At 73.2% G+C, this 13,316-nt stretch carries 11 protein-coding genes and 1 pseudogene; 4 read left to right on the forward strand and 8 right to left on the reverse strand.

Annotated elements, in window-relative coordinates; translation table 11 throughout:
- The 8 genes and pseudogenes from ACWGR4_RS08345 to ACWGR4_RS08380 form a co-directional block, all read right to left on the reverse strand.
- Entirely contained in the window at nt 1–483 is a 483-nt protein-coding gene (locus ACWGR4_RS08345) for a (2Fe-2S)-binding protein (protein ID WP_452128890.1), read from the reverse strand.
- 72 nt (nt 484–555) lie between these two features.
- Nucleotides 556–1,368 carry an ABC transporter ATP-binding protein gene (locus ACWGR4_RS08350; protein WP_452128889.1) on the reverse strand — a complete coding sequence of 271 codons (813 nt, stop codon included), beginning with the start codon at nt 1,366–1,368 and terminating at the stop codon, nt 556–558.
- Nucleotides 1,365–3,116, reverse strand: coding sequence for a dipeptide/oligopeptide/nickel ABC transporter permease/ATP-binding protein (locus ACWGR4_RS08355; protein ID WP_452128888.1), 1,752 nt, complete (start codon nt 3,114–3,116; stop codon nt 1,365–1,367). The genes ACWGR4_RS08350 and ACWGR4_RS08355 overlap by 4 nt, the downstream gene beginning before the upstream one ends.
- On the reverse strand, nt 3,113–4,081 hold the full coding sequence (locus ACWGR4_RS08360; RefSeq protein WP_452128887.1) for an ABC transporter permease: 969 nt from the start codon (nt 4,079–4,081) through the stop codon (nt 3,113–3,115). Before ACWGR4_RS08360 ends, ACWGR4_RS08355 begins: the two co-directional genes overlap by 4 nt.
- A 61-nt stretch (nt 4,082–4,142) precedes the next feature.
- Entirely contained in the window at nt 4,143–5,696 is a 1,554-nt protein-coding gene (locus ACWGR4_RS08365) for an ABC transporter substrate-binding protein (protein ID WP_379997958.1), read from the reverse strand.
- Nucleotides 5,697–5,781: 85 nt separating this feature from the next.
- Nucleotides 5,782–6,624 carry an alpha/beta fold hydrolase gene (locus tag ACWGR4_RS08370; protein WP_379997960.1) on the reverse strand — a complete coding sequence of 281 codons (843 nt, stop codon included), beginning with the start codon at nt 6,622–6,624 and terminating at the stop codon, nt 5,782–5,784.
- Nucleotides 6,621–7,976 (reverse strand): O-acetylhomoserine aminocarboxypropyltransferase/cysteine synthase family protein, encoded by a 1,356-nt coding sequence (locus tag ACWGR4_RS08375; RefSeq protein ID WP_379998676.1) that lies wholly within the window; start codon nt 7,974–7,976, stop codon nt 6,621–6,623. Before ACWGR4_RS08375 ends, ACWGR4_RS08370 begins: the two co-directional genes overlap by 4 nt.
- A gap of 180 nt (nt 7,977–8,156) precedes the next feature.
- Nucleotides 8,157–8,984, reverse strand: a pseudogene (locus ACWGR4_RS08380) (isopenicillin N synthase family dioxygenase); the annotation flags it as partial.
- A gap of 521 nt (nt 8,985–9,505) precedes the next feature.
- Between ACWGR4_RS08380 and ACWGR4_RS08385 the strand changes: the two are divergent.
- The 4 genes from ACWGR4_RS08385 (at nt 9,506) to ACWGR4_RS08400 (ending at nt 13,201) form a co-directional block, all read left to right on the forward strand.
- A complete protein-coding gene (locus ACWGR4_RS08385) occupies nt 9,506–9,586 on the forward strand; it encodes a putative leader peptide (RefSeq protein ID WP_379998678.1) in 81 nt (26 codons plus the stop codon).
- A 318-nt stretch (nt 9,587–9,904) separates the two neighbouring features.
- Nucleotides 9,905–11,281 carry a bifunctional o-acetylhomoserine/o-acetylserine sulfhydrylase gene (locus ACWGR4_RS08390; RefSeq protein WP_452128886.1) on the forward strand — a complete coding sequence of 459 codons (1,377 nt, stop codon included), beginning with the start codon at nt 9,905–9,907 and terminating at the stop codon, nt 11,279–11,281.
- Between the two features lie 36 nt (nt 11,282–11,317).
- Nucleotides 11,318–12,535, forward strand: coding sequence for a homoserine O-acetyltransferase MetX (gene metX, locus ACWGR4_RS08395; protein WP_452128885.1), 1,218 nt, complete (start codon nt 11,318–11,320; stop codon nt 12,533–12,535).
- 102 nt (nt 12,536–12,637) lie between these two features.
- Entirely contained in the window at nt 12,638–13,201 is a 564-nt protein-coding gene (locus ACWGR4_RS08400) for a rhodanese-like domain-containing protein (protein ID WP_379997966.1), read from the forward strand.
- Nucleotides 13,202–13,316 lie beyond the last annotated feature (115 nt).

Consider the following 13,316-nt stretch of genomic DNA (forward strand, 5'->3'; position numbering starts at 1 on the left):
TCACCGCCCGGCCGCGGCGGCGATCGCCGTGACGATGTTCGGGTACGCGGCGCAGCGGCACAGGTTGCCGCTCATCCATTCGCGGATCTCGTCGTCGTCCCCGGCGTGACCCTCGGCGAGCAGCGCGACCGCGGCCATGATCTGCCCGGGGGTGCAGAAGCCGCACTGGAACGCGTCGTGGTCGACGAACGCCCGCTGTATGGGGTGCAACTCCCCTTCGGGGTCACCGCCCAGGCCCTCGATCGTGGTCACCTCGCGCCCGTCGTGCATCACCGCGAAGGTCAGGCACGAGGTGATCCGGCGCCCGTCGAGCAGCACGGTACAACTGCCGCACTGGCCCAGGTCGCAGCCCTTCTTCGGGCCGGTCAGCCCGAACTCGTCGCGCAGCGCGTCCAGCAGGGTGACGCGCGGGTCGACGCGGATCCGGCGCGGGTCCCCGTTGACCCGCAGTTCGACTTCGTCGGCGGCGGGCTCGATCGACATGGTCCCTCCGGGGTGGGCGCACCCGGGCCGTGCCGACCCGGGATCAGCGCTGCTACCCACCCGCCGGGCGCGCTACACGGCCGACTCCCTCGGCGCGGGCAACGTGGGGATCGCCGCGAGCAGGTCGCGGGTGTACGCATGGCTCGGGCTGCCCAGGACCCGCGCCGTGGGGCCGGCCTCGACGGCTTCGCCCGCCTTCAGGACCAGGACCTCGTCGCACAGGTGTTGCACCACGCCGAGGTCGTGCGAGACCAGCACGAGGGACAGGCCGAGCCGGGTCCTGAGGTCGCCGAGCAGGTCGAGGATCTGCGCCCGGACGGACACGTCGAGCGCGCTGACCGGCTCGTCGGCGACCAGTACGCGCGGGTCCGGGGCGAGGGCTCGGGCGATGGCGACACGCTGCCGTTGGCCGCCGGAGAACTCGTGCGGGTAGCGGCCCCGGGTGTCGGGGTCGAGGCCGACGGCGGCCAGTACCTCGTCCACCCGCGCGTCGTGGTCGCCGGCGACGCCCAGGCATTCGAGCGGTTCGGCCACGATGTCGCGCACGCACGCGCGGGGGTCGAGCGAGCTCATCGGGTCCTGAAGCACGATCTGCACCTCGCGCCGGAACCAGGCCAGGGTGCGGGCGGGTCCGGGACGGACCTCGCGGTCGCGGTAGTGGACCGTGCCGCCGTCGGCCCGGTCCAGGCCGAGCAGCAGCCGGATCAGGGTGGATTTGCCCGCGCCGGACTCGCCGACCACGCCGAGCGCGCCGCCTTCGGCCAGCGCCAGATCCACCCCGCGCAGCGCGTACCGCCGCCCGGGTGGGGCCCACAACGAACGACGCGGCAGCCGGTAGGTCCGGGTCAGCCCCTCGGCGCGCAGCAGTACGGCGGGCGTGGTCACGACGCGGCCTCCACGGAGTCGGTGACGATCTCGGTCGGCGTCTCGATCGGCACGAACGCCGTCGCCCGCGCGGCGGCGAGCAGCGCGCGCGTGTAGGGCGCGCGCGGGTCGTGCAGGATCGTCTCCAGTGGGCCCTGTTCGACCGTGCGCCCGCCGCGCAGCACCGCGATGCGATCGCTCACCGAGGACACCACCGCGAGGTCGTGTGTGATGAACAGCAGCGCGGTGCCCTGCTCCCGGGCCTGCTCGTCGAGCAGCGCGAGGATGTCCCGCTGCACGGTCACGTCCAGTGCGGTGGTCGGCTCGTCCGCGATCAGCAGCGCCGGTCGGCAGGCCAGGGCGATCGCGATGCCCACCCGCTGGCGCTGCCCGCCGGAGAGCTGGTGCGGCCGGGCCCGGACCAGGTCGGCCGGATCCGGCAGGCCCACCCGCGCGGCCAGCTCGATCGCCGCCTCGTCGGCCCGACGGCGGGTCATGCCCCGGTGCAGACGCAGCGGTTCGGCGATCTGCCGGCCGATACGCATGGTCGGGTCGAGCGCGGTGAGCGGTTCCTGGAAGACCATGGCGACCCGATCGCCGCGGATGCGGGCGAGTTCGCGCTCGGAGCGGCCGAGCAGTTCGGCGCCGTCGAGCCGGATGCTGCCGGTGACCTGGGCGCCCTCGGGCAGCAGGCCGAGCACGGCCAGCGCGGTGAGCGACTTGCCGGACCCGGACTCGCCGATCAGGCCGAGCCGTTCGCCGGGCGCGAGGGTCAGGTCGACGCCGTCCACCACGGTGCGGCCGGCGATCCGGATGGTGAGGTCGGTGATCTCCAGGAGCGCGCCGTCGACCTCGGCGGGCGTACGCATCGCCCGCACCGCGCGCTCGCCCTCGTCCTTGGCGAGCGGCCCCGGTCCCCCGTGCCGCAGGCGCGGATCGGTCGCGTCCCGTAGCGCGTCGCCGAGCAGGTTGAAGCCCAGCACGGTCAGTGCGACGGCGAGTCCGGGCCAGACCACGAGCAGTGGCCGGGCCGCGATGTAGGGCTGTTGGTCGTGCAGGATCCGGCCCCAGGACACGGCGGGCGCGGGGCTGCCGTATCCGAGGTAGGACAGCGCGGCCTCGGTCAGCGAGGCCACCGCCATCACCAGCGAGAGCTGGACGAGCAGGGTCGGCGCGATGTTCGGCAGGATGTGCCGCCGGATGGTGCGCCACGTGCTCGATCCGCTCGCGGCGGCGGCCAGGACGTAGTCGGTGCCGGCCACCCGCTCGATCTCGGCCCGGGCGATCCTGGCCAGGTGTACCCCGAACGCGACGCCGATCGCGCTCGCGGCGGTCCATACCGATCCGCCGAACACGGCGGCCAGGATCATCGCGGTGAGCAGCGCCGGGAACGCGATGGCCACGTCGACCAGTTGCACCACCCCGGCCGCGACCCGGCGCGGCCCGAGCGCCGCCGCCAGCGCCAGCGGCACGCCGAGCGCGGCGGCGATCGCCGCCGAGACGAGCGCGATCACCAGCGTCTCCCGGGAGCCGACCAGGATCAGGCTGAACTGGTCCCGCCCGAGCATGTCGGTCCCGAGCACGTGCCCGTGCGAAAACGGGAGCAACCAGGGCGAGTTCGGGTCGACGGCGGTCGGGTCGTACGGGGTCCACACCAGCGACAGCAGCGCCGCGCCGACCAGGATCGCGATCAACGTGCCGCCGATCAGGCCGTTACGGTCGCGCAGCAGCGCACGCAAAGCCGCGCCGACGGCGATGCGCGCCCTCATCCGGACACCTCCCGGACCCGAACGTCCGCCAGGCGCGGGTCGATCAGCCGCTGGGCGATGTCCACCAGGAAGCCGACGAACAGCACGATCGCCACCAGGAGCATCACCTCGCCCTGCACCTTGACCAGGTCCCGGTTGCCCACGTCGGCGACCAGCATCGAGCCGACGCCGGGGAGGGTGAACACCTTCTCCACCACGATCGCGCCGACCAGGAGGGCGGCGACCTGTACGCCGAGCATGGACAACACCGGCCCGGCCGCGTTGCGCAGCCCGTGCCGAAGCAACGCGCCGGTGCGGGTGCGCCCGGCGGCGCGCGCGGTACGCAGGTAGTCCCGGTGCAGCACGTCGAGCGTGGCCGAGCGGACGAAGCGCAGCAGCACCGCGCCCTCGGACAGGGCGAGGGTCAGCGTCGGCAACACCAGGCTGCGGCTCGCCTCGCCGGGATCCGTCCAACCGTCCACGGGGAAGCCCTGGGCGGGCAGCAGCGGGGTCTGCACGGCGAACAGCAGGATCAGCAACAGGCCCACCCACAACGTGGGCAGCGCGATCCCGAGCTGGCTCGCCACGCTGATCGCGGTACCGTCGCGCCGTTCTCGGCGCACGGCCGCAAGCATCCCCAGCGGTACCGCGAAGGCGAGCGCCAGGACCAGCGCGCCGAGCACGAGCGGGCCGGTGACCCGTAGTTTCTCGCCGAGTTCGCCGGTCACCGAGGAGCCGTTGAGCTGTGAGTGGCCGAGGTCGCCCGTGGGCACCTCGGTCAGCCAGGTCCAGTACTGCACGATCAGCGGTCGATCCAGGCCCAAGTCGTGCCGGATGGCCCGGAGTTGTGCCTTGTCGGCGGTGATGCCGCCGACCGAGGCGGCGGCATCACCGGGGAGCAGTCGCAGCAGGGCGAAGGTCAGGATGCTCGCGCCGAGCAGGGACAGCGCGAGCAGTCCGAGCCGGCGCACGACGAACACGGTCATGCCCGACCCCGATCCGGCCGGTGCCGCGACGACCCGTCGTGCGACGGCCCCCGACGCGAGGTCACTTGCCGATCCCGATGCCGGCGAGGTTGAGTCGGCTGCTGGTGTGGTGCTGGGGTGCGCCGCTGACGCCCTTGCGCACCACGGTCAGCGTCTGGGCCTGGAACAGCCAGTCGGCGCCGGCGTCCTCGGCGACCTGGCGGCCGACCCGGGCGAGCAGGTCGGTGCGGGTGCGCTCGTCGGGCGCGGCCACGGCCTGCGTGTACCAGTCGCGCACCTGCGCGTTGTCGTAGCCGAAGTAGTAGCCGGGGGTGGCGAAGTTGCCGACGTCGTGCGGCTCCGCGTGGTTGACCAGGCTCAGGTCGTAGTCCCTCGCGGTGTAGACCTCGCTCAGCCAGGCGGTGAACTCCTGTTGCTTGACCGTGAGTTCGATGCCGGCGTCCTTGAGGTTGGAGACCAGGACGTCACCGATCGCGGCGGGGTAGATGTTGGGGATCTTCAGGGTGAGCTTGAGATCGGTGACCCCGGCGTCGGCGAGTGCCTTCTTCGCCGCCGCCGCGTCGTGCGGGTCGATCGTGGTCAGATCCTGATAGCCCGGGTCGGAGGTGGGTATCGGGCCGCCGAGCCGAACTCCCGCCCCGCCGAGGGACTTGATCAGCGCGTCCTTGTCGATCGCGCGCCGGATGGCGTGCCGCACGGCCGGGTTGTTCAGCGGCGCCTTGGCGTTGTTGATCGCCAGCGTGTACTTGTCGGTGGTGGTGCCGCGCAGCACGGTGAACTTGTCATTGCCCGTGAAGGGTTGGAGCAGTGTGGCCTCGGCGGCGGTCTCGATGTCGGTCTGGCCGGTGGCCTGCGCGTTGTTCGCGGCGTTGCGGTCGGGGATGTAGCTGAGCACGACCTTGGCCACCTTCGCCTTGGCGCCCTTGTACGCGTCGTTGCGCACGAGGGTGATCGCCGAGCCGCGTTGCCAGCCGTCCAGCTTGAACGGGCCGGTGCCGTTCTCCGTGGTGTCCAGCTTGGCGAAGTCGGTGCCCTTCTTGTAGATCACGCCCTGACGCTGGGTGAGTGCCCAGGTGAGGTTGGTGTCGCGCTGCTTGAGGGTGATCACCACGGTGGCCGGGTCGGGCGCGGCGACGCCCGCGATCGTGGCCAGGGTCTTGGCGTTCGGCTGCTTGGAGCCGGGCGCGAGCACCTGTTGGAGCGACCAGACGGCGTCCTCGGCGGTGACCGGCGAGCCGTCGTGGAAGGCGGCGCCGGGGGCGAGGTGGAAGGTGTAGGTGAGGCCGTCGGGGGACGTCTCGAAGCCGGAGGCCAGGGCGGGCACGATCTTGTTGTCGGCGTTGGTGTCGACCCCGAGCAGGCCCTGGTAGACGTTGTCGAGCAGGACCTGTTCCAGCGCGACGCCGGCGGTGGTGGTCAGGTTGAGGCTGGTGGGTTCCAGGACCAGCCGCACCCGGGCCGTGGCGTTCGGGTCGAGCGCGCTGTCCGCGGGCGCCGGGGCCTGGGTGTTGGCGCCGTTGGCGGCGGGGTTCGGGGTGCCGCCGGAGCCGCACGCGGCGAGGACCGGTCCGGCCAGGGCGAGGACGGCGGCGATGCGGAGCGCGGAGCGGCGCATGGTGGATCGATCTCCTTGCGGGTGGGGTGGTGCGGGGTGACGTGACGTGGCGGGGGCGTACAGCCCTCGGAGTCGGACCGAGGGCTCAGCCGCGAGCTGCGGTCAGCACGAACTCGGCGATTTCGTCGTGTACTTGGTCGCTGTCGCGTTCGGCGAGCACGTTGTGCAGGTCGCCGGGGAAGATCCGGGCCCGGGCGTCGGGCAGTGTCTCGGCGGCGGCGCGGACCGCGCTCGCGGGCGCGAGGTCGTCGGCCTCGCCGTGGACGAAGAGCACCGGACGGGTGATCGTGCCGCCGGCGATCAGTGCGGCGATCCGCTCGCCGCCGGCTTCCAGTGCGTCCAGCGTCTCGGGGCGCAGGCCGCCGGACCAGACCAGCGGGTCGTTGCGCAACCGTTCGGCGTACTCGGCGTTTCCGCACAGCTCGCTCGGGTCCTTGCGCAGCGACATCGGGTCGATGTCGTGTTCGGCGAGCAGCGCGCGCAGACCGCTCTCGCCCGCCGACAACCCGGTCCCGGCGCCGGCCAGGACCAGCGCGCGGGCGGACCCGGCGGCGACCCGCTCGCCCGCGAGCAGGAGGGTGACGGCCGCGCCGAGCGAGTGGCCGGCCAGGATCAGCGGTACGCCGGGGCGGCCCGCCGTGATCCGCGCCAGGACCAGTTCGGCGTCGTCGGCGAGCGCGTCCAGGCTCTCGACCAGGACCCGGGTGCCGTCGCTGAGGCCGTGGCCGATCTGGTCGGGGGCCCACACCTCGATCCCGTCGGCGTTGAGTCGATGTGCCAACGGCTCGTGCAGGCCGGCATGTTCGCCGAGTCCGTGCAGGAAGAGCACGACCGCGACGGGTTCACCCTCGACGGGCCACACGCGCAGGTGGAACTCGCCGCGGGCACCGCGGATCCGGCTCTCGTGAACGGCCTGACGGGTGGTCATCGGGTGCCCTCCGCGAAGGTGTCGGTGCCGGCCGCCGCGGCCGACAACCCGCCTTCCAAGTCGGCGAGCAGGTCGTCGATACCCTCCAGGCCGACGGACAACCGGACCAGACCGGGGGTGACCCCCGCGTGGAGCCGCTGCTCGGGGTCCAGTTGTGCGTGGGTGGTGGACGCGGGGTGGATCGCCAGGCTGCGCGCGTCGCCGATGTTGGCCAGGTGGCTGAACAGCCGCAGTCCCTCGACGAAGCGCCGCCCGGCCGGCAGGCCGCCGGCCAGGTCCACCGACAACACCGCCCCCGCGCCGCGCGGCAGATAGCGCCGAGCCGCCGCGTGCCACGGGCTGGTGGGCAGGCTCGGGTGGTCCACCCGCACCACCTCGGGGCGCGCGGCGAGCCAGGCCGCCACCCGCTCGGCGTTGGCGGTGTGCCGGTCCAGGCGCAGCGACAACGTCTCGATGCCCTGGAGCAGCAGGAAGCTGTTCAGCGGCGACACCGCCGGGCCGAGGTCGCGCAACAGCCGTACCCGCAGGCGCAGCGCGTAGGCGATCCGGTCCGGGCCGAACCGCTCCCAGAAGGAGAGGCCCTGATAGGTCGGGTCGGGCGCGACCAGGCCCGGGTAGCGGTCGGCGTGCGCGCCGAAGTCGAAGGTGCCGCCGTCGACCACGATCCCGCCGATCGCGGTGCCGTGACCGCCGAGGAACTTGGTGGTGGAGTGCACGACGATGTCGGCGCCGTGCTCGATCGGGCGGAGCAGGTAGGGCGTGGGCACCGTGTTGTCGACCACGAACGGGACACCCGCGGTGTGCGCGATCTCCGCGACGGCGGCCAGGTCGAGCACGTTGCCGCGCGGGTTGCCGACGCTCTCGCCGAACAGCGCCTTCGTGGCCGGTCGGATCGCGGCGCGCCAGGCGTCGAGGTCGTCCGGGTCGTCGACGAAGGTCACCTCGATGCCCAGGTCGGCGAAGGTGTGTTCGAGCAGGGTGCGGGTGCCGCCGTACAGGGACGCCGCCGCGACGAGGTGGTCGCCGGCGCGGGCCAGGTTGAGCAGCGCGAGGGTGGTGGCGGCCTGACCGCTGCCCACGGCCACCGCGGCGGTGCCGCCTTCCAGTGCGGCTATGCGCTCCTCCACCACGGCGGTGGTGGGGTTGGACAGCCGGGTGTACGCGTGCGTCTCCAGGTCGGTGAGCGCAAACGTGTCGGCCGCGTGCGCCGCGTCGCGGAAGACGTAGCTGCTGGTCAGGTAGATCGGCACGGCGCGGGCGCCGGTGGCCGGGTCGGGGCGGGCCCCGGCATGCACCTGGAGGGTTTCGAAGGCCGGTCGGGGGTTGGTCGGTTCGGCGGCGTCCGGGAGCAGGTCCGACCACCACCGCTCGACCACGCGCGGATGCGACCGCAGCCACCCGATGAGCGCGTTCTCCCCGTAGGCGGGCTTGAGCGGATTGGTGGGATCCTCGGTGACCCCGTCGGCCTCGGCGGCCAACTCGGCGGGCAGGTCGAGCGGTTCGACCACGGCGTCCAGGCGTGGGCCGAGGAAGAACGGCAACGAGTAGCGGTCGACGCCCGGTTGCGGGGCGACCACCCGGTGCCGGGTGGCCCGCAGATAGCCGCGCGTGGCGATTTCCAGCATCTCGCCGATGTTGAACACGAACGCGTCCGGCAGCGGCGTCGCGTCGATCCAGGAGCCGTCCCGGGCCTGCACCTGGAGGCCGCCGATCTCGTCCTGCTGGAGCAGCGCGAGGTAGCCGTAGTCCTTGTGCGCGCCCACTCCCTGGTCGACGTCGGCGCTGGGCCGCCCCGGATAGTGCACCACCTTGACGTGGACCGCGGCCTCCTCGTCGAACCACTCGTCGAAGTAGCCGCTGTCCTGGCCGAGCGCGGCGGCCAGCGCCCGCAGCACCTCGCGGCTGACCCGCAACGCCTCGGCCTGCCAGGCGAGTACGGTCTCGCGCAGTTCGGGCAGCGCGGCCGGCCACTGGTTGGGGCCGATCAGCCGCAGGTAGGCGGGATCGTCCGGGCCGAGGTCCAGCGCCGCCCGCTCGGGGCCGATGTCCAGTTGTTCGCGCCAGTCCGGGCCGCCCTCGGTGTACTCGGTGCCGGTGCGGGTGTATCCGCGAAACTGCGGCGAGTTGATGTTCTCCACCGCGAGCCGGTCCGCCTCGGGCAGGGCGAAGAAGCGCTTCGAGACCGCCAGGGCGCGGGCCCGCAGCTCCGGGTCGACGCCGTGGCCGATCACATAGAAGAAGCCGATCTCCCGTGCGGCGTAGCGGAGTTCGGCCAGGAAGGCGGCCGGGTCCGCGGCGGGGTCGCGGAATCGGGAGATGTCGATCACGGGCAGGGTGGTGGGCGGTGCGCTGGTTGCCATGACTGGGGTCCTCGGTACAGCCTCGGGCACGCCGGGCCGGACGCCGGCCCGGGACGGGGCCGAACGCGGCACGGCGGACCCGCGGCGGGTGGGGCGAGATCGGGTACGAATGGGCGCGCCGGCCCGGAGGGCGGCGACGCGGAACGCGGGCGGGCCGGCGCGCGGCGGACCGGCATCGGTCACGCGGGGGCGGGCACACACCTGCTCGGCGGCGCGAAAGCGCACCGCACGAGCGCAGGGGTCAGCGACAGATCTGGTCGAAGTGGTCGGCTCGTCGACCCACCCAGAAGGGGTCGAGCAGCGCGGAAGCGACCTGACGCGGAGACATGGCCGTGATGTAAGCACGAGGAAGGCGTGTTGGTCCAGCGGACTTTCCGTCACATCCGGTCGACGACGCGTAAGGGTACGGGTCGGACATCGCGCCGGTCGGCGGCCGATGCGCGGGTCCGGGACCGACCGACGGCGGGCGTCGGGCGGTACCCCGTGGCGCAAACCGCTTCGGGCCGCCTACACTCGCGGCCATGTCCTGCCCCATGCTCGTCAGTCGCCGCCACGTGGATCTCGTGCGCGTGACCAGCATGGCCTGTCGCATGTCCCGCTGAACCACGGTGACCGTTCCGGTCCCGGTGGTTCGCGCGGTGTGTGAGCCCGGGCGCTGACCCGCCGGCTCCGCCGCGTCCCACGTTTTCCCGCTTCCCGCATTCCGCTCCCCCCGTATCCGGGCACCTTTCGGCCCGGGCCTTCGGGTGGCCGAACCACGCCCGTCTCGCGGCCACTTCGCCGCGTGCCGTGCGGTCGGTGCGGTACGCCCGTTCGCCACCCGCCCGGGGGCGTGGTCCCGCGTACCCGCAATCGGCCCGGCTCCACCCACCGTTGCCCGTGCCCACCGCCGACACCCCTACCCCGCAAGGAGTTTCCCGATGACTCTCGAAGCCACCGACACGCCGCCCGTCGTCGAAGCCGAACCCGTGGGCACCGACGGCTCCGTACGTACCGACGACCCCGCTTCGTGGTCCTTCGAGACCCGGCAGGTCCACGCCGGCGCCGAGCCCGATCCGACCACCGGGGCCCGTGCGGTGCCGATCTACCAGACCACCTCGTTCGTCTTCCGGGACACCGACCACGCGGCCGGACTGTTCGACCTGTCCGAGGAAGGCCACATCTACACCCGGATCCACAACCCCACCACCGACGCGCTGGAGCGGCGCGTGGCGGCGCTCGAAGGCGGCGTGGCGGCGGTCGCGACGGCCTCCGGGCAGGCGGCGACCACGCTGGCGGTGCTCAACCTCGCGGCGGCGGGCGACCACATCGTCGCCGGCGCGTCGCTCTACGGCGGTACGTACAACCTGTTCCATTGGACGCTGCCGAAGCTCGGCGTCGAGGTCACCTTCGTCGACGACCCGGACGACCTCGACGCCTGGCGCGCCGCGATCCGGCCGCGAACGAAGTTGCTGTTCGCCGAGACGCTGGGCAATCCGCGCGCCAACGTGCTGGACGTGGCGGCGGTCGCCGATGTCGCGCACGCCGCGGGTGTACCGCTGGTGGTGGACAACACGGTGCCCACGCCGTATCTGCTGCGGCCGATCGAGCACGGCGCGGACGTCGTGGTGCACTCGGCGACCAAGTTCCTGGGCGGGCACGGCACCGCGATCGGCGGGGTCGTGGTGGACGGCGGCACCTTCGACTTCGGCGCGCACGCCGAACGATTCCCCGGCTTCGCCGAGCCCGACGCGAGCTACAACGGGCTGCGCTACTGGCCGGATCTGGGCCCGGGCGCGTACGCGGCGAAGTTGCGCGTACAACTGCTGCGCGACGTGGGCGCCTCGATCGCGCCGCTGACCAGCTTCCTGATCCTCCAGGGCCTGGAGACGTTGTCGCTGCGGGTCGAGCGGCACGTGGCGAACGCGAGTGCGCTGGCCGCGTGGTTGCAGAGCCGGGAAGAGGTGGAGACCGTGCACTACGCGGGTCTGCCGAGCAGCCGGTGGTACACCGCCGGCAAGCGCTATCTGCCGCGCGGCGCCGGCGCCATCGTGGCGTTCGAGTTGAAGGGCGGGGTCGAGGCGGGCCGCCGGTTCGTGAACGCGCTGTCCCTGTTCAGCCACCTGGCCAACATCGGCGACGTGCGCAGCCTGGTAATCCACCCCGCCAGTACCACGCACGCCCAGCTCACCGACGCGGAACGGCTGGCCACGGGTGTCACCCCCGGCCTGGTCCGGCTCTCCGTCGGCATCGAGGGCCTGGCCGACCTGCGCGCCGACCTGGTGGCCGGATTCCGCGCCGCCGCGCAGTCGAACTAGCCGGGACAGCCGGGAACTTCGGACGGAACGCTCGCCATGTCGCACGCCACACCCGCCCCGCCGGGGCCTCGTTCGCTGACCCTGCCCGCACCGCTGTGGACCGAGTCCGGGGAGGTGCTGCCCGAGGTCCGGATCGGCTACGAGACGTGGGGTCGGCTCGCCCCGGACGGCTCGAATGCGGTGCTGGTCCTGCACGCGCTCACCGGGGACAGCCACGTCGCCGGCCCGGCCGGTCCCGGCTTTCCCACCCCCGGGTGGTGGGACGGCCTGATCGGCCCGGGTCGGGCGCTGGACACCGACCGCTGGTTCGTGGTCGCGCCGAACGCGCTCGGCGGTTGCCGGGGCAGCACCGGCCCCGCCTCGCCCGGTCCGGGCGGCCGGGCCTGGGGAAGTCGTTTTCCCCGGTTGACCATTCGCGACCAGGTGGCCGCGGAGGTGGCCGCCGCCGACGTGTGGGGCATCGAGCGGTGGGCGGCCGTGGTGGGCGGGTCGATGGGCGGGATGCGGGCGGTGGAGTGGGCGGTGACCCATCCGGAGCGGGTCGGCGCGCTGTTCCTGATCGCCACCACGGCGGCGGCCGGCGCCGAGCAGATCGCGTGGTGCTCGACACAACTGCACGCGATCCGGGCCGATCCGGGGTGGGCCGGCGGCGACTACCACGACCGGCCGGCCTCGGCCGGGCCCTGGCGGGGGCTCGGCCTGGCCCGCCGCATCGCGCACATCACCTACCGCAGCGAGCCCGAGCTGGCCGCCCGCTTCGGCCGGGAGCGCCAACCGGGCGAGGGCCCGAACGGCCGCTACGCCGTCGAGTCCTACCTGGACCACCACGCGGCCAAGCTGACCGCACGCTTCGACGCGGGCAGCTACGTGGCCCTGACCGAGGCGATGAACAGCCACGACGTGGGCCGGGACCGGGGCGGCGTGGCGGCGGCGCTGGCCCGGATCACCGCGCCGACGGTGGTCGCGGCCGTCGACAGCGACCGCCTGTACCCGCCGAGCGGGCAGCGGACCCTCGCCGACGCCATCCCGAACGCGGGCCCCCTGCGCGTGGTGCGCTCCGCGTACGGCCACGACGGCTTTCTGCTCGAACTGGACCAGGTGGCACCCCTGGTCGCCGAACTCCTGGAGCGGGCGGGGCAGGCGGACCGCGTCGGGAGTGCCGAACCCCTGGAGCGGGTCGGGCGTGCCGCTGCGACCCGAAATACGCCGCCGAACCGGAACACCCTGCTCGATCCCACCGTTACCGGAAGGTAGTCCTCCCCATCACCCCACCCGGTGTCGAGTCCGGGGAGCCGCGCCACGCACCGGCGCGGTCCCCGGCCCGGCGGCGGGCGGGCCGTCGAAAGGCCGATCACCATGACCGCCCTCGCTCCCGCGCAGGTCCGCGCCCGGTTGACCGCGTTCACCGTGCTCGACGTGCGCACCCCCGGCGAATTCGCCACGGGCCACATCCCCGGCGCGTACAACGTCCCGCTGGACCGGCTGCGCGAGGCGGTGCCGGTGCTCAAGCGGGCAGCGCACCCCGAACTGTTGATCGTCTGCGCCTCCGGTGCCCGCTCCGAGCGGGCCCGCACCGAATTGGCCGCCGCCGGCATCGAGGCCGCGCACCTGAGCGGTGGCACCTCGGCCTGGGCCGCCGAGGGCCACGCCCTGGACGCCCCGGACGGCGCCCGCGCGGTGTGGCCGATGGAGCGTCAGGTCCGCTTCGCGGCCGGCTCCCTCGTGGTGCTCGGCCTGCTCGCCGGCCGCCGTGCACCCAAGGTGCGCCTGCTGTCCGCGGCGATCGGCTCCGGCCTGGTCTTCTCCGCCGTCACGAACACCTGCGGCATGGCCGCCGTACTCGGCCGACTCCCCTACAACCGCCCCGCCGCCGAGACCCCCGACCTGCCCGCCACGCTCGGCGCCCTCGACCGCGGCTGACCTCCCACCGAGGGAAAGGGCGCGCCAAGTCGCCGCAAAATGGGTGTCGGGCGGGGAACCCGCCCGTTGGCCGCGTACGTGTTCGGACATGTGTCCGTAGTTCCGAACAGTGCTT

Source organism: Embleya sp. NPDC055664 (assembly GCF_053618075.1).